Raw genomic sequence first — 17,519 nt, 5'->3', positions numbered from 1 at the left:
TTTGCTTCATCTCCTATCAGCCTTTAGAGCGGGATAAAGTGAAACTTTCTTTTGCACTTTTCACAAAAAATCAGCCCACATCAATCAGGTTCTTACTATTTTTACTAGCAACTAGAAATTACTTATTATTATGTTTTACCGTTTCAGCGGAGCAATGCAATCATTACATAATTAGGGGGATTTCTATATGACATCAAAATTGAAGATGCGAAATATTATTTTTATTTTAATTGGTTCCGCTATATTTTCTTTCGGTATTGTCAATATCAATATTGAAAACCACCTTGCAGAGGGTGGGTTTACTGGTATTACACTATTATTGTATTTTTTATTTAAGTTTGATCCTTCCTACTCAAACTTAATTTTAAATATTCCTATATTTTTTATTGGCTGGAGGTTACTTGGCAGAACGACATTTTTATATACATTAATTGGAACCTTTAGCGTATCTTTATTTCTATGGATTTTCCAGCGTTACGAAGTACTCAACTTACATTTAAACTTGCAAAATGATATGACACTCGCAGCTTTATTCGCCGGGGCATTTATCGGTATCGGCCTTGGAATAATATTTAAATATGGCGGGACTACTGGCGGTGTAGATATTATCGCACGACTAGCGCACAAATATGTTGGCTGGAGTATGGGGAAAACAATGTTTATGTTTGATGCTGTCGTTATCGTCGTCTCTATTCTTACCTATTTATCATACCGTGAGGGCATGTATACGCTAGTTGCTGTTTTTATCGGTGCTAAAGTCATTGATTTTATGCAAGAAGGAGCTTATGCTGCCAAAGGAGCGACTATTATCTCAGAGAAAAACGATGAAATAGCTGCCAAAATTTTATCTGAAATGGAGCGCGGAGCAACCTTTTTAAAAGCTGTTGGATCGTATACAAAAGTGGAACGTAATGTATTGTATTGCGTTGTTGCTAAAAATGAAATCGTGAAATTAAAGAATATCATTACTTCTGTAGATCCTCATGCTTTTGTCGCTGTAAGTGATGTACATGATGTAGTTGGTGAAGGGTTTACGTTAGATGAAAATAAAAACCCTTTACATAATTAAATATAACTAGAAAAGCGCCTTAGCTTTTCTAGTTTTTTATTACAAGTCTTTTAAGCTTCTCAAAATCCTCATGAATAAGCTCCAATAAACTCCGATTATAAAAAATGGAAGCTGGATGAAAAGTCGGAAAAACATGATATTCTTTCTCTGACCATGTAAACTCTGCACTTTGCATATCCTTTAATTTTTGAATGGGCTGTTTTAATAATTGCCCGTGTACATCTGTGATTTTTTTATTTTTTCCTGTTAAACGTTGAAGACCGATATTTCCAAGCGTGACGATAAGCTTCGGATGTATTTTCTCTAATTCATAATCTAACAAAGGCGCATGGGCAACTATTTCTCCCTGATTTGGCGTTCTATTATACTTTTTTTGTATGATTTCACCATTTCGTTCTTTTTTCTCTCGCCATTTATAAGGTCTACTCCGAACAGCGCTCGTAATATATACTTCTTCCCTTGTAACGTGGATACGCTCTAAAAAAACCATTAATTGTTTTCCCGCCCTCCCGCTAAACGGAATCCCATTATGAATTTCTGTTTCACCAGGTGCTTCTCCTAACAACATAAATTTGGGATTTTCAGGACCTTGTCCACTTAAAAAACCTTCTAGTTGATAAGGAGCACTACGCTCTTGTACTTGTTTTACTAAATGGTCTGGATATTTCATTTCCCCCACCACCTTTCCGCATTACTTCTATTATTTCTATTTGCAATACATTATATAATTCAATCCACACAACAAAAAAAGACTATCAAAATTGATAGTCTTTAGTCGTCGCTACGCTGCATACCAGTATACATTAATACGAGACGTAATAATTCAAATACCGCTACAGCTGCAGCTGCTACATATGTTAATGCTGCCGCATTTAATACTTTACGAGCTTGCCCATATTCATCTGTTGATACAATACCTAACGCTTCAATTTGTTGCATTGCGCGCTTTGACGCATCAAACTCAACTGGCAATGTAACGAGCTGGAACACAACACCTGCTGCCATTAAAATGATACCTAATAACAATAGTTTTGACATTGTCGCAAATATACCAATCATAATAAATACCCATGATATATTCGATCCAAAATTAGCCACAGGAACTAACGAATGACGAATACGCATAAAGTTATAATCTTGTGCATCTTGAATTGCGTGTCCTACTTCGTGTGCTGCAACTGCTGTACCAGCAACTGAATGTCCATAATAGTTATCTGTTGATAATCGAACCGTCTTAGCGGTTGGATCATAATGGTCTGATAAATGACCTGGTGTTTCTTCTACAGCTACGTTGTATAATCCATTTTCATCTAAAATTTTTCGAGCCACTTCCGCTCCTGTCATACCTGATGTTGAATAAACTTGTGAATACTTGCTATAGGCACTACGTACTCTTGACTGTGCATACAACGGTATGATCATTATGATCGCGAAGTAAATTAAATAAAACATCATGAACCTCCATTGAAGTTTTAATTATAGTACTTCTCATTCTATTTTCTTCTGCCACTATTGTCAATGAATAAACCTTACAATCCATATCTTTATTTATTGCATTATCTATTTTTAGAATGTACATTACTTTTTCTTTTTTCTCTCTCTCCTTTATACTTTCTCCATCCAACATAAGTTAATGTGAATAAAATAAGTCCCCCAGTAATTGTCATAAACCAAATGAGAGAGGGTGCAATTTCATCTTTTTTTACTGTGTGAAATATCTTTTGCAAATCCCCTTTAATAATCCCTAATTGCATTTGGCCGCCTTTCGTTTTTAACATAACGTTACGAAATTCATCTAAATAAGATAAATGAACATTTACACGCTGGACCTCGTTTTCTGGCAAAGCAATCATTAAGCTTGGATAAATAATATTGAATTCATTTAAAAACGTATTTAACGTTTGTTGAAACTGCCCAGCATCTTCTTTTTCCATCGCTTTTTCCATTTGAGAAAAGGCATCCATTACTTTCCTTTCTCTTTCCATCCAAAGTGGTTGATATTTCGATACTTGTGCATCAACAGCAAGTTGTAATGCCAGCACATTATCAATTTTAGCTTGCTTACCTAAACCTTCTTCAGAGAGCGATTGTTGCGCCTTATCGTAAGCTAAAGAAATAACTCTAACTTGATCTGGTGTTACTTCCTGCTTCTTTTCATTCCCCTTTATTAAAAACTGCTCCGAGAAATGTTGTAATACTTGTACCGCTTTTTCATCTTCATTACGCTTCACTAACTGTAACGAGTCGTCTAACAACCCTGTTAGCTCATTCCACTCTTCAGCATATATACGTAACGGAAACATTATAATTAGAAATGCTATCAATCCAATTAATGTTCTCTTCATCCCGGTCCCCCCTTAACTACTAGTACAAAATATGTTAATTTGGACAAGAATAGAACAGAACTAGACCGAAAAATATATTATCGTTTTACAAAGAAAAAAATTCTCTTTAAGCAGAGAATTTTTTCTGTGACATCCTTTTCTTTTTTACGAGATATCTATATAAGCTGTAACAAAGTATACTCCCACCTAAAATGAATAATAAAATAGCACACGCAGCATGCATAAAGAACTCTTCTGGTAACATTAATATAATTGGATCCTTTTCAGGATCAAAAACCCAATAATCATTACTAAATAAAAGTTTATGGAATAATACAAAACTCTTTTCAAAATTAATAGCAATTGGTAACATAAGCGCTATCGGAAAAATGATTGTTAAAATCGATCCGTGCAGTAAAAACTTTTCATTTTTCTTTTTTAATAAATAAATTCCGCCTATCACTGCAATCATAATTGTCGCATACATCACATATTGAATCTTTACTAAAATATTTTTAACATCTACAAAATGAATACGGCCATTTGTGGACATATCTAATGTGGGCAAATGTAATGCTCCGTCATAAAACGGGGATAAATATGTAATAAGCACATCGTAATTTCTTTTAATTTCATCCTTCGTCATATCCGCTAAATCAGGAATATTTAAAAAATCAATTTCAAAATAATACAACCATTTTCCATATACAACTGCCGTTGTTGCGAGTGCAAAAATAGAAAATGCTATGCTATATGAAACAACTAAAGTAATCAATCGATCCAATATTTTTGTACCACTCTTATTTTTCTCCATGTTCTCCCCCTAAATGTTCTAACCATCATAAAGAAAATTGTTTTCTTTGCTCACGTAAGCAACAATAATATGTAATACATAGTACAGCAATACTTAACCAAAACGTAAAATAACCAATTTCCTCTACAAACAAATGCATAATTCCATATCGCGGCATTTGCCAAAATAAATAATCAATTGCATCGTTATGCAACGTCCACACAGCTGCTACTATAAAATGCCATTTTTTTATACGATAGAATGGAGCATATAAAAATCCTTGTATTGCCATCGCGAAGTGCGAAAGCATTAACATGTAGCCCATAAGGCCTATAGGCCCTTTTACGTAAATCATAATCGCGTTTACAACAACAGCCCAAATACCATATTTTATTAAAGTTACAATCGCTAACGCTTCTATTAATCCCCAGTTTCTCTTTGCCAAAAAAGCAATTAAAACAAAGACAAAAAAGAGAGTCGCCATAGGACTATCTGGTACAAACGGCCAAAATATAGGTGACGTTTCTTTCAATTGATTTCCGTACCATATAAATCCATAAATTGTACCTAATAAGTTAACAATTAATAAAAATAATAATACCGAGCGTTGTCTTAACATTGCATACAAGTACACCAATCCGTATGTCCAACACCTTTCAAGCAAAGTAATTCATTCACTAAATCCTACTCTATTATAACAAACTTCATCCAACTAAATAGAAAAGCTGACTACAAATTTTGTAGTCAGCTTTTTTATTATTTTTTATTATACTTTGCAACGAATTCCGAAAGCTTCTTCAGTTCCTCATCCGTACCTTTAAATACACCTTTAGGCATTGAACCTTTTCCCTCTTTCGCAATTTTAGCAATTTCTTCTGGCTTTAAAGTTAAGTTTTGCAGTGCCGGTGCTGCTGCCCCGCCTTGTAAATTGTCACCATGACATGTTAAACAAGTATTTTTTTGCATTAATTTATAGCCATCATCATTTTTATCAACTGGCGCTGTTTTTACAATTGCTCCTTGTTTTTTTGCAGCTTCCCAGTCGTGGTGTGCTACAGATTCCCAAGTTAAAAAGATAATCGATGCAATTGCTAAAAGCATAAATCCAGTTGCCACAGGACGCTTCAATGGACGTCTTTCTGGACCTCGATCAAGAAATGGAGCTAACAGTAATGCTCCAAACGCAATCCCTGGCATAATAAATGCTCCAATTACAGTAAATGAACCGGAAGCATACGAATACTTTAATAACTGATACAAGAATAAGAAATACCAATCTGGAAGTGGTATATATCCAGCATCTGTTGGGTCCGCCATTCTCTCAAGCGGCGACGGATGCGCCACTGTTAAACATAAATAACCGATTAAAAAAACTGCACCAACCATCCATTCTTTTAACAAGAAGTTCGGCCAAAATGCTTCTGTTTTCCCTGGGTATTCAGAATAGTCTTTTGGAATATTTGGTTTCCGAGCTACTGGTACCCGAGAATCTCCTACAAACTTCATCCCTTTGCCGCGATGCATAATCTCCCTCCTTTAGTTCTTTCCCCTTTAATTTAGCAATCTCTTATAGTGGACCGGAAATACCTTGTTTGCGAATCATGATGAAGTGGAAGGCCATTAAACCTAGAAGTGCTGCTGGTAAGAAGAAGACGTGAATAGCAAAGAAGCGAGTTAATGTTTGAGCGCCAACAATTTCGGAATGACCAGCGAGTAATGTTTTAATATAAGGACCAATGAGCGGTGTTTGCTCTGCAATTTGAATCCCTACTTTTGTAGCAAATAAAGCTTTCATATCCCACGGTAATAAATATCCGGTAAAACCAAGACCTAACATAACAAAGAAAATAAGAACACCAACAATCCAGTTTAACTCACGGGGCTTTTTATACGCACCTTGGAAGAAAACTCTGAGTGTATGTAAAAACATCATTACAATTACGAGACTAGCACCCCAGTGGTGCATACCACGAACAATTTGCCCATAAGCAACTTCATTTTGTAAATAGTAAACTGATTCCCAAGCATTTTTAATATCAGGCACATAATACATCGTCAAAAACATTCCAGATAAAATTTGAATTACAGTAACGAAAAAGGTAAGTCCTCCAAAGCAATAGACGAATGCAGAAAAGTGATGTGCCGGGTTTACATGTTCAGGTACTTCATGATCAGCGATATCACGCCATATTGGTGTAATATCTAATCTTTCATCCACCCAATCATAAATTTTATTTAACATCTACTTTGCACCCCCTCTTGGCTTCGCTTTTCCTAGATACAGCGTTCCATCTTTCACTTTAGACTCGTACACATCAAGCGGAGCAAGGGGTGGCGTACCTTTAATGTTAATCCCATCTTTTGTATAACGACCCCCGTGACATGGGCAAAAGAATTGATTCGGATGTGCTTTGTCCGAATTCCAGTTAACTGTACATCCTAAATGTTTACATACTGGAGAGAACGCAACAATGTCTCCGCTTTCATCTTTATGAACCCAAGCTGATTTTGGTTCTTCAGACTTGTACCAACCATCAACCTGCTTCACTTTAAAATCGAAACGCTTCGGCTCTGTTGTAATATCCTTTACTTGCGCAACAGCAACCATATCCGTTCCCGCTTCTTTTCTTAACACCGGATCAAGCGCAAATCGCGTCATCGGCATTAAAATACCGGCAGCCATAAAGCCTCCTACCCCTGTGAGTGTGTAATTTAAAAATTGTCTTCTTGACACGCGATGTTCTTTCTCGCTCACGAAAATTTCCCCCCTCTATCAGAAATTGTCCCCTCGTGATAAATTATATAAAAAATAAAAACTAGGACACTATCATGATATAATACGCTCATGCACAGGTCAATATCATACTACTCATAATAATAAGAACTTTCTGTTTATTATGAGTTTCCCCATTTCTCTTCCAACATCACCATTATATTTTTTATATGTGCATGAATAACTTCTCTTTTTGCTTGATCACTAAATTGTTCTAATGCTAATGAAGGAAACCAAAACAAATCTCCCTGTAACTCTTGCATATCCTCTTTCCATGAAAAATCACTTGTAACATAAGCAATATGCTTAAAACCTTCACTTCGTAAATGATTTGTCCATTCTTGCAAACGACCTTTTTCATTCTTTTGACTTTCTACCAAATACGTAAACGCAGGCAGTAAAAGCACTCTTCCCTTATACTCTCTTTCCAATTCCGTGCTCAACAATTCGATAAATTCACCTTGTTCTACAACCATTTTCATTTCTTTTGCTGCCGAAATTGATAACAGCGGTATTACTCCTGTATCAACATACTCTCTTGCTTGCTCAAACTGTTCCACATCTTTTACAATCCACTTCAAATTCCTTCCCTCCTTCACTTACAAATGACAGAACTTTCACTTTATATATATTAAACCATACTAAAAGAGGTAAAAAAAGAAAAACTACCCAATATAGGTAGTTTTTCTTGATGAAAGTCTGAAATTTGTAAAAATTTATTAATCCAAATAAATTCTATAAAGTTTTTAACTCTGCCGTTAATCTATGAAACGCTTCCTTATCTTGCTTATCTAACGCTTCATCAATTTGTTTCAAAAGGCGTTCTCTCCTAAACGAAAATACACTTTCTTCCAAAAACCTTTCTGCAAGTAAACGATCTTTTTCATTTACTTCAATATGCTTTGGTAGATATGGGTTTTCTTCTAATACAGCTACATAATTCGCATTTTGAAACGATGATTTAAAGTTGAGTTGAATATAAATATCCTCATCTCGATTTAAACGAATATCATGAAACGATTTTTCAGCATCTGTTGTCATAACATTTTGTTTAAAAAAGTGAAACGGTGTGTCTTTCACACAATTCGCTGACATCACTAAGCCACGCGGACAATATTTTGCATGCTCTACGAAGTGGACTTTATGCATCAATTGGTCGTGACTCATTAAATAATTCAGAATCCATACACATTCACGCTGTTTCAGTTGGTAATTATTCAAAAACCATTTTACAAAATCCTTCTTCTCGTTTACAGAAACAGGGGTATTCATAGCAATTAAGTCCCTCCTCTGTCTTTCTCTTTTCTTTTTAGATTCAAGAAGCGGCATTCAGTTTCCTTCCAACTTATGAAAAATCCTCTAAATTATATAACAACTCTTCAATATGAATTTGTGTCGGGTCTAGTTGTAATAACTGGGTAAATACTTCTTTCGCCTCTTTTCGTTTTCCTTCTTCCAATAAGAAATAACCGTACTCTTCTAAGAAGTCTGGATGATTCTTAAAAGAAGTATATGCACTTTCATAGTGTTTTAATGCATCCGAATACATTTCTAATTGTTTTTTTGCATACGCAAGATCCCAAAGTAGTTGTGTATCTGGTTCTCCACTATCAATAGCACGCTCTACAATTGCAATTAACTCTTCGTACTTTTCTTGTTCTTTTAAGATATATGCATATTTTAATGTTGCACCTAAATGCCCTGGATCTAACTCAAGCGCTTTTTGAAGAACTTCCTCTGCTTCTACTATTTTTCCTAATTTCGCCGCAATGTTCGCTAACTCTACATAAAATGGAACTGAAAGCTCATCTACTTTAATTCCTTCATGAAGCGTTTCATAGCTTTCTTGAAGCATTCCTTCTTTTTCATAGCTTTTCGCTAAATACATGTACAGTGATGCGTACTCAGGGTCTAATTCTTTTAGTTCTTGCCAAGCACCAATTGCTCTCTGATATTCTTCACCTTGGTATAATGTGAAGGCATATCCAAATAATGAGTGAATATCTTTTTGTTCCTCTAGGCCTGCTTCATAATAAGAAATCGCTTCTTCCCAGTTTCCGATCGCGCTTAACGTTTCTGCGAGGCGAAGTGCGATCACAACACCACCCATTACTTTATGTTCCGCTAATAGCGATTCATAATAAGTAATTGCCTTTTGTTCTTCACCTTTACTACTATATAATTCTGCTAACCCAAACGTAATAACAGGTTCATCAGGCATCATTTCTTTCGCCTTTAATAGTTTTTGCTCTGCTACATCATCAAAACCTTGCATTTGGAATAAATCTGCAACAAGTAATAACGATTGAACATATAAATCGTCATTTTCTGGAATATCATGAAGCACTTCAATCGCTTCATCTTCTTTATCTAGATCAATATATAATTCTGCTAAAAATACAGTGAATTCACTTTCTTCTGGATACAGTAAACGTAAGTCTTCAGTAATTGCTAATGCCTCATCTGTAAATCCAAGTGTATGATAGTAACGAGCGATATCATACTTCTCTTCATCATTCGCAATTTTTAATTGTTCTTTTAATAATTGTAATCCTTTTTCTGCTTCACCATTTTCAATATATGAAACAGCTTGTTCAAACTTTTGCATAAACGTCTCCTTTAATTCTAAAAAATATTCTCTTCTGTTCATTTATCATAAGCAACTCACTGTTAGAACGCAACCTTTAGAATGAGCATGCTTCTTCTTATACTTCTTCCTACAGAGTAGTTAATTGTTCAAAAGGTTCGGATATGACACCGATACCTTATCATCATCTTCTATTGTACCGCTTTCTTTTATGACCGTGCAAATAACTTCTCTCACTAATTATCAAGCCATACAAACCGTGGTTTACAGAATAACTTAATTAGCAGTCTTCAACCTTTATTTTGAATGCGATAAAAAAGGCTCCTATAATAGGAGCCTTCACAATCTCTTAAGAATATGTTTCTTCTTTCTGTACTTGCTCATTTACAAGCCCTTTCAGTAACTCTATAATTTCATCATTTTCTTCCTTCAAACCGACAGTAATACGAATACCATCATCGATACCAAATGCAGCACCAGAACGAACGATATATCCTTTTTTCATTAATCGTTCGAAAGCTTCATTACCTGGTATACCGAGTTTTAAGAAAATGAAATTTGTTTGAGATGGATAATAGAATACGTTATATTCTTTACAAAATGCATAATACTGATTTAAACCTTCAGCATTCTTTTGCACACAATCTTGTAAAAAAGCTTGATCTTCTAATGCAGCGAGTGCTACAGATTGGGCTACAGTTGATGTATTGAATGGTAACCTAGCTACTTCTAGCTGTCCGATTAACTTCGCATCCCCAATCGCATATCCGATACGAAAAGCAGCTAAACCATATGCTTTTGAAAACGTGCGTAAAACCATAAGATTTTCATACTTTTCAAGAAGTGGTAATGTTTGCGGATAGTCTTCTGCTTCCGCGTATTCATAATATGCTTCGTCCATAATAACGAGAGCCGACTTAGGAACTGATTCTAAAAATGAAAGTAATTTTTGTTTCTCAACATATGTACCTGTTGGATTATTCGGATTACAAATCCATACAATTTTCGTTTTCTCATCTACTTGCTCTAGCATTGCATCTAAATCGTGAATACCATCTTTAAGTGATACTTCACGAACTTCTGCTCCTTCAATAACAGCATGGTGATGATATTGTGAAAACGTAGGATTCGCCATTACAACGTTTGTTCCTTCATGTAGTAACGCTCGGCTAATCATTTGAATGACTTCATCTAATCCACTACCAAATAGTAGTTGTTCTGCTTTTACACCTAAATGTTCCGCTACTTTTGTCCGAAGTTCAAAGGCATATCCATCTGGATAAAGGGCATATTGGCTCGCTAAAGAAGTTAATGCTTCTGTCACACGTGCTGAGCAACCGAATGGATTTTCGTTGGATGCTAATTTCACAATTTTTGATAAACCATATTCTCTTTTTACTTCTTCAATGTTTTTCCCAGGCACATACGCTCTCAAAGTTAACAATTGCTCTTTCACTCTCATTTTTCTTCCCCCAGTCATTTCATTCAATTTGATTACAATACGGTTATAGCCCCTTACTGTAATCTTTTGTCATAACCGTCACTATTACGAGAATACCTCTAAATGAGCACTTCACAGCACTTCGCTATCATTTTAAACCATATCTTTTTGAAATGCCTCTAACGCAATATGAACAGTCTCATCTGAAATAGATACGACATTCACTACCCCATATTCCTGCATAAGCACCATATGAATTGCTCCTGCATTTGCTTTCTTATCTTGTTTCATCAATTGAACGAGGCGCTCTACATTCAAATCTCCTGGCATTTTTGGATAGCCGTATTTCAAGAACCACTGCTTCATATCTTCATAAGCAAGATCAACCTTGTACACTTGCTCACTTAAAAATATGGCGAATAACATTCCAACCGCTACACCGTCACCGTGAGTAATATTTCCATACCCTAGCTCTTTTTCAAGAGCATGTCCTAACGTATGTCCAAAATTCAAATGAGCACGTACACCCTTCTCTGTTTCATCTTGTGACACAACATTTGCCTTTACAGGAATCGCCTTCGTTAATATATGGATTAACTTCTCATCATGAAGATCCGCTAATGTTTGCACTTCTTCTTTTAACCAATGGTATAGCTCCACATCACCGATAAGAGCATGCTTTATCACCTCTGCATAACCTGAACGCCACTCTTTTTCAGGAAGAGACTGTAAAAACGGTGTATGATATACAACTGCTTCTGGCTGATGGAATGCACCAATCATATTTTTACCTAACGGATGGTTAATCGCTACTTTCCCACCCACTGCGCTATCGTGCGCTAATAAAGTTGTCGGAACCTGCACAAAGCGAATACCACGCATAAACGATGCAGCAACAAAACCAGCTAAATCTCCAATCATTCCGCCTCCAAGTGCAAGAATTAAAGAATTTCTATCTAATTTATTTTCAAGAGCTGACGTATGAGCCGCATAGAAATTTTCGAAAGACTTCTCTTTTTCGCCACTTGGTACAACAAACGAAAACACGTGCTGCTCTACTTGTAATGCATCGATAACTGTCTGTAAATGTAGTGATGCAACAGCTTCATCTGAAATAATCATTACGTTAGATACCGCTGGCTGCATATTTTGAACGATCGTTGTTAAGTTTGACAACACTTCTTTACCAACATGTACATCATATTCTTTTGATTTCGTTTGAATATGTATGTTTCCCATTAAAATCCCCTCGCATATTCATTATGTTTCTCAATATTTTCACGAATTAGTTCCATACGATCTAATCCGAATTGTTCTATTAAAGCTGTCGCTAATTCCCAAGCCACAACCGCTTCTGCAACGACACTAGCTGCTGGCACTGCACAACTATCTGAACGTTCAATGCTCGCTGTAAAAGGCTCTTTCGTATCAATATCTACACTTTGAAGAGGTTTATAAAGTGTAGGTATCGGTTTCATCACACCGCGCACAACAATTGGCATTCCAGTCGTCATACCGCCTTCTAATCCACCTGCATTATTTGTTCTTCGTGTATATCCATGCTCCTCATTCCACAGAATTTCATCATGAACTTCACTTCCTGGTCTATGCGCTGCTTCAAAACCAATTCCAATCTCGACACCTTTAAAAGCATTAATACTCATAATTGCAGCTGCTAATTTCGCATCCAGTTTTCGATCATAATGCACGTAGCTACCTACTCCAATTGGCATCCCTTCCACAATTACTTCAACGATTCCACCAATTGAATCACCATTTGCTTTCGCATCATCAATCGCTTTCATCATTTGGTTACCAGCTTCGTCATCTAAGCAACGTACAGGAGATGCTTCGGTAATACTCTTTAATTCTTCAATTGAACTATACGTAATCTCCTTAGCTTGTACACCGCCAATTTCAATTACATGGCCCGCTACTTTAATACCAAGTTCTGCTAACACCTTTTTAGCAACCGCACCAGCAGCAACACGCACCGTCGTTTCGCGCGCTGACGAACGTTCCAGTACATTCCTCATATCTCTATGACCATATTTAATCGCACCATTTAAATCAGCATGCCCAGGCCTTGGTTTTGTCACTTTCCTTTTCATCTCTTTTTCTTCTTGCTCAGTTAAAGGCTCCGCCCCCATAATTTTTGTCCAGTGTGCAAAATCACGATTTTCAACAACAAGTGCAATAGGGGAACCTAATGTTTCTCCATGTCTAACACCACTTAAAATTTGCACTTGATCCGTTTCAATTTGCATGCGTCTACCGCGCCCATATCCCTTTTGCCTTCTAGCTAACTCTTCGTTTATATCATCTGCTACTAAAGACAATCCTGCCGGAACACCTTCTATAATCGTTGTAAGTTGTGGACCATGAGATTCACCAGCTGTAATATATCGCATACGTTATTCCTCTTTTCGTATATGTATTTATCTCACTATATTAACTTTTGTCATTCTAAAAATATTAAAGAAATTATATCATAAATCGACCATTTTCTTATTCTATATTTCCGATAGTCCTAATTTAAATATCAACATATCATAACAGTTCAAACTTCGTAACTAACTGAAAATAAAAAAAGTGCAAGAAGAATACCCCTATTCTCCTTGCACTTTTTACTATTATCACAGTGATTAAAGCGTTTACAAATTATTTCAAAATAATTAGTAAATCCATTCATTCATTAATTTTGAGTAGTCAACTAATTCTTCTTCTTTAAAGAAAATAGCAATCTCGCGCTCTGCGCTTTCTAAAGAATCAGAACCATGGATAATGTTTTTCGCAACAGTTACACCGAAATCTCCACGAATTGTTCCAGGAGCTGCTTCATGTGGTCTTGTTTTCCCCATCATGTTACGAGCTGTATCTACTACACCTTCACCTTGCCATACCATTGCGAATACAGGTCCAGATGTAATAAAGTCTACTAACTCACCAAAGAAAGGTTTTTCCTTATGCTCAGCGTAGTGTTGTCCAGCAATTTCTGGAGTGACTTGCATTAATTTTGCACCAACTAATTGAAAGCCTTTTTTCTCAAAACGAGCTACAATTTCCCCAATGAAGGCACGTTGTACACCGTCTGGTTTTACCATTAGAAATGTTTTTTCCATAAAAAATCTCTCCACTTCTGAATTATGTATGTAATTGTATATCCCCACACACATATTATCACCCTTATCACAATTGTGCAATAGTTTTGAAATAGAGAGATTATTTTATTTTTTAGAATAAACCTTAAAATTTTCGTTTTCCAATATACTTTGCAACATTTTGTAATGCGTACTTTGCTTTTCCACGTGGGAGTGGTTTTATTATTTCTAAAGCTTTATGTAAATAACGTTCACTAAACGCAAATGCTTGATCAATTGCTGTACTATTTTTTACAGCATCAATAATTTCTTGCATTTCACTTGCTGTTGAATTTTCATGTACAGATGTGATTTTCTGACGAAGTACGGGATCTTCCATCGCATATAAAGCAGGAAGTGTAATATTCCCTTGTAGTAAATCCCCACCAGCAGGTTTTCCAAGTTTCTCTTCTGTAGAAACGAAGTCTAAAATGTCATCAATAATTTGATAAGACATTCCTACAAAATACCCATACCAAAATAGACGATTTACCGTATCACGATTAGCACCAGCAGCAATCGCTCCCAATTGACAACTCGCGGCAATTAATAATGCTGTTTTTCGCTTTATTCTTCTTAAATACGTTCTTAAATTTTGGTCATAATTGTATTTATCTTTAATTTGTTCAATTTCACCTTTACAGACTTCTAAAATAGTATGTGATAACGCTTGATGTGCCTCTGGAATTTCGATATTGGTTATACATTCAAGAGACTTAGCGAACAGATAGTCCCCTGTATACATCGCAATACGATCTCCCCATTTCGCATTCACAGTCGCACTGCCGCGTCGTAAAAATGCAGCATCAATAACATCATCGTGAACAAGAGAAGCCATATGAATAAGTTCTAACGCAACAGCAACATGCTTAATCGCATCTAACTTATAATCTCCAAATTTCCCTGCAAGCAACACAAATACAGGACGAATTCGTTTCCCACCAGCTTCAATAAGCTGTAATGCTGCCTCTTCTACTAATGGCTGTTCAGAAGCGACTGTCTTTTTTAATTCTTTTTCTATCACATTAATATCCGATCGTAAAAAAGAGTACATAAGTTGTAACTTCATATTGTTCACCTTAACCTAAAACTTCTTTTTTCTATTTTGATTCTGGTTTAATTCCTAAATGCATTGCTGCTACCCCAAAAGTAAATGGTTTCACTTGCACACGTTCAAGCCCAGCTTGCTCAAACATTTGAGCCAATTCTTTCATCCCTGGGAACGTACTAGCAGATTCTTGAAGCCATGAATATTCTTTATAACTTTTCGCAAACATCTTTCCAAATAACGGCATGATATATTTAAAGTATAAAATATACCCTTGTCGAAAACCAATCATTGTTGGTTGAGATGTTTCTAAACAGATTACTTTTCCACCTGGTTTTACTACACGCGTCATTTCTTTTAATACGTGCATATAATCCGGTACGTTACGTAAACCAAACCCAATCGTCACATAATCAAACGTATTATCTTCAAACGGAAGTTCCATTGCATTCCCATGTAGAAGTTCTACTTGTTTTAATTGTAACGCCTCTACCTTTTGCTTACCAACAGATAACATATTTTCACTGAAGTCTAAGCCAACAACCTTTCCTTGCTCACCTACGGCTCCAGCTAGCGCAATTGTCCAATCTGCGGTTCCACAGCATACATCAAGCGCTTGACTGCCTGGTTGTACATCCATAATTCGCATCGTTTCTTTCCGCCACGCTTTATGTCTTTGAAAACTAATTACAGAATTCATCACATCGTATTTATCAGAAATCTTTTCAAATACGTCATGTACTCTTTCTTCTTTTGATTGTTGCATGCTCGTACCTTCTTCCAATGTAAAATTGCTTATGTCTTCTATTTATTCCTTAACACAGAATTTATTTCATTTATGTCTGTGTGATTTTCTAAAAATTGTTTTTCTTTCTTTCTCAATTCCTTCATCCAACCATTAATCACTACTTCTGCTTTATCCCCTAAAGCATCTTGCATAGCTTGAAAAACAGGTGAATGTTGCTTATCAGCATACAATTGAATTTCTTTTTGAAGGCGATTTCCACCTAATACGTATGTGATAAATGGCTTCCAATGTGATAACTGAAAATGATCACATGTTTTTTGAAGGAGCGCAGACTCAATCGTTACTATGCTTTTCATTATGTCATCCGTCGTTTCATGCGCTTTTTGGTATAACATAATTTTGTGTTCATTTATCTCTTTAATTCCTTCAGCAAGTGCACGAATTAAAACAATATCACGATTCATAGACAATAAATAATAATATAGTCCACTATAGTAATCGCCTGCAAGTACTGTTAATTGACGACATTTATGGAATTCAATCTCTTCCTCGCCTGCTTTATTTGATACCCTTTCATGCGTATCAAGCGCAATTTGTACAAGCATAATTGTTACTACGTAATGCTCAATTTGTTCTATATGTAAGTTTGCACTCTTTAAAGCACCATATAACAATGCTATCTTTTCTTCATCAATAAATGGTTCTTCAATATAGTTTATAAAATAAGGATGGCGTAATTTCTCCATCAATTTTTCTTTTATACCCGCATACCCTCCGTAGATGTCACACACAAAAAATCACCCTTGTTTTCTAATTCATAAAACTTATTATAACACATACACTCTATTTTCTATAACCAAAACTTGGCTACACCTACCATTCATGTAAGCAATCTTTCTAATCTCACTCTGTCTAGTTAAAACTATATCATTTATTTACTAAAAAAAAAAAAGAAAAGCAGTTTCCCGCTTTTCTTTACTTCGTTTTAATAAACGATAAAATTTCACTGCGCGCTGCAGCATCATTTTCAAGCACACCACGCACTGCTGTCGTTACTGTTTTCGCACCTGGTTTTTTCACACCACGCATCGTCATACACATATGTTCTGCTTCTACTACTACCATTACACCATGAGGCTCTAGTACTTCCATAATAGAGTTCGCTACTGTTGATGTAATACGTTCTTGCAGTTGTGGGCGACGTGCAATTGTATCTACGGTACGAGCTAATTTACTTAACCCTGTTACCTTTCCACCTTGCGGAATATATGCAACGTGAGCAACTCCATAGAATGGTACTAAATGATGCTCACACATCGAATAAAATGGTATATCTTTTACTAGTACAAGCTCTTCGTGATCTTCTCCGAATACTTTATGCAAATGCTCTTTCGGATCTTCATGCATACCTGAGAACACTTCTGCGTACATTTTTGCAACACGCTTTGGTGTATCAAGTACTCCCTCACGATTTGGGTCATCTCCAATCGCCTCTAAAATAAGGCGTACTGCATGTTCAATTTGTTCTAAATTAACTTTTGCCATCCGCTAGCCCTCCCGAAAACCTAAAAGTGATACGAACACATTCTAGCATAT

Annotated in this window: 20 protein-coding genes; 1 reads left to right on the top strand and 19 read right to left on the bottom strand. The window is 35.9% G+C overall.

Going from position 1 to position 17,519, the window contains the following annotated elements; genetic code table 11:
• Positions 1–187: 187 nt before the first annotated feature.
• Positions 188–1,069 (top strand): YitT family protein, encoded by an 882-nt coding sequence (locus tag MR136_RS16305; RefSeq protein WP_000202121.1) that lies wholly within the window; start codon positions 188–190, stop codon positions 1,067–1,069.
• 28 nt (positions 1,070–1,097) lie between these two features.
• Here the strand turns inward: MR136_RS16305 and MR136_RS16300 are convergent, their stop codons facing one another.
• The 19 genes from MR136_RS16300 to folE all read right to left on the bottom strand — a co-directional run bounded on the left by MR136_RS16300 (position 1,098) and on the right by folE (position 17,468).
• Positions 1,098–1,739 (bottom strand): uracil-DNA glycosylase, encoded by a 642-nt coding sequence (locus MR136_RS16300; RefSeq protein ID WP_000876873.1) that lies wholly within the window; start codon positions 1,737–1,739, stop codon positions 1,098–1,100.
• Positions 1,740–1,840: 101 nt separating this feature from the next.
• Positions 1,841–2,524, bottom strand: a complete 684-nt coding sequence (locus MR136_RS16295) for a zinc metallopeptidase (RefSeq protein ID WP_011109966.1) — start codon at positions 2,522–2,524, stop codon at positions 1,841–1,843.
• Positions 2,525–2,625: 101 nt separating this feature from the next.
• Entirely contained in the window at positions 2,626–3,414 is a 789-nt protein-coding gene (gene ypjB / locus MR136_RS16290; RefSeq protein ID WP_000831584.1) for a sporulation protein YpjB, read from the bottom strand.
• 106 nt (positions 3,415–3,520) lie between these two features.
• The gene (gene lit / locus MR136_RS16285) at positions 3,521–4,207 is read right to left on the bottom strand and encodes a lipoprotein intramolecular transacylase Lit (protein ID WP_000414378.1); all 687 of its coding nucleotides are present in this window, start codon (positions 4,205–4,207) and stop codon (positions 3,521–3,523) included.
• 25 nt (positions 4,208–4,232) lie between these two features.
• Entirely contained in the window at positions 4,233–4,823 is a 591-nt protein-coding gene (gene lhaT / locus MR136_RS16280; protein WP_025709269.1) for a lipoprotein heptaprenylglyceryl N-acetyltransferase LhaT, read from the bottom strand.
• Between the two features lie 119 nt (positions 4,824–4,942).
• A complete protein-coding gene (gene qcrC, locus MR136_RS16275) occupies positions 4,943–5,710 on the bottom strand; it encodes a menaquinol-cytochrome c reductase cytochrome b/c subunit (protein ID WP_000554603.1) in 768 nt (255 codons plus the stop codon).
• Positions 5,711–5,753: 43 nt separating this feature from the next.
• The gene (qcrB, locus tag MR136_RS16270; protein ID WP_000932700.1) at positions 5,754–6,428 is read right to left on the bottom strand and encodes a menaquinol-cytochrome c reductase cytochrome b subunit; all 675 of its coding nucleotides are present in this window, start codon (positions 6,426–6,428) and stop codon (positions 5,754–5,756) included.
• The gene (gene qcrA, locus MR136_RS16265; RefSeq protein ID WP_001290418.1) at positions 6,429–6,941 is read right to left on the bottom strand and encodes a menaquinol-cytochrome c reductase iron-sulfur subunit; all 513 of its coding nucleotides are present in this window, start codon (positions 6,939–6,941) and stop codon (positions 6,429–6,431) included.
• A 140-nt stretch (positions 6,942–7,081) separates the two neighbouring features.
• Positions 7,082–7,540, bottom strand: coding sequence for a YpiF family protein (locus MR136_RS16260; RefSeq protein ID WP_000871313.1), 459 nt, complete (start codon positions 7,538–7,540; stop codon positions 7,082–7,084).
• 154 nt (positions 7,541–7,694) lie between these two features.
• On the bottom strand, positions 7,695–8,231 hold the full coding sequence (locus tag MR136_RS16255; RefSeq protein WP_001095925.1) for a ReoY family proteolytic degradation factor: 537 nt from the start codon (positions 8,229–8,231) through the stop codon (positions 7,695–7,697).
• A gap of 73 nt (positions 8,232–8,304) precedes the next feature.
• A complete protein-coding gene (locus tag MR136_RS16250; RefSeq protein WP_001168671.1) occupies positions 8,305–9,567 on the bottom strand; it encodes a tetratricopeptide repeat protein in 1,263 nt (420 codons plus the stop codon).
• A 328-nt stretch (positions 9,568–9,895) separates the two neighbouring features.
• Entirely contained in the window at positions 9,896–11,008 is a 1,113-nt protein-coding gene (gene hisC / locus MR136_RS16245) for a histidinol-phosphate transaminase (RefSeq protein WP_242259526.1), read from the bottom strand.
• Positions 11,009–11,140: 132 nt separating this feature from the next.
• Positions 11,141–12,226: a 3-dehydroquinate synthase gene (gene aroB / locus MR136_RS16240; protein WP_000526819.1), complete on the bottom strand. Its 1,086-nt coding sequence runs from the start codon at positions 12,224–12,226 to the stop codon at positions 11,141–11,143.
• On the bottom strand, positions 12,226–13,398 hold the full coding sequence (gene aroC, locus MR136_RS16235) for a chorismate synthase (RefSeq protein WP_001269384.1): 1,173 nt from the start codon (positions 13,396–13,398) through the stop codon (positions 12,226–12,228). Before aroC ends, aroB begins: the two co-directional genes overlap by 1 nt.
• A 264-nt stretch (positions 13,399–13,662) precedes the next feature.
• Complete coding sequence (gene ndk, locus MR136_RS16230) at positions 13,663–14,109, bottom strand: nucleoside-diphosphate kinase (RefSeq protein ID WP_000415883.1); 447 nt, start codon at positions 14,107–14,109, stop codon at positions 13,663–13,665.
• A gap of 124 nt (positions 14,110–14,233) precedes the next feature.
• The gene (hepT, locus tag MR136_RS16225; RefSeq protein ID WP_000776077.1) at positions 14,234–15,196 is read right to left on the bottom strand and encodes a heptaprenyl diphosphate synthase component II; all 963 of its coding nucleotides are present in this window, start codon (positions 15,194–15,196) and stop codon (positions 14,234–14,236) included.
• A gap of 31 nt (positions 15,197–15,227) precedes the next feature.
• The gene (gene menG, locus MR136_RS16220) at positions 15,228–15,941 is read right to left on the bottom strand and encodes a 2-heptaprenyl-1,4-naphthoquinone methyltransferase (protein WP_001187674.1); all 714 of its coding nucleotides are present in this window, start codon (positions 15,939–15,941) and stop codon (positions 15,228–15,230) included.
• Between the two features lie 38 nt (positions 15,942–15,979).
• Positions 15,980–16,714 carry a heptaprenyl diphosphate synthase component 1 gene (locus MR136_RS16215; protein ID WP_000332847.1) on the bottom strand — a complete coding sequence of 245 codons (735 nt, stop codon included), beginning with the start codon at positions 16,712–16,714 and terminating at the stop codon, positions 15,980–15,982.
• 184 nt (positions 16,715–16,898) lie between these two features.
• Positions 16,899–17,468 carry a GTP cyclohydrolase I FolE gene (gene folE, locus MR136_RS16210; RefSeq protein ID WP_001151482.1) on the bottom strand — a complete coding sequence of 190 codons (570 nt, stop codon included), beginning with the start codon at positions 17,466–17,468 and terminating at the stop codon, positions 16,899–16,901.
• Between the last annotated feature and the right edge of the window lie 51 nt (positions 17,469–17,519).

This window comes from Bacillus cereus group sp. BfR-BA-01311, from assembly GCF_022664295.1.
In the GTDB taxonomy this organism is placed as follows: Bacteria; Bacillota; Bacilli; order Bacillales; family Bacillaceae_G; genus Bacillus_A; species Bacillus_A cereus.
The sequence above is the reverse complement of the archived record's forward strand: the minus strand, read 5'-3'. Positions and strand labels throughout refer to the sequence as shown.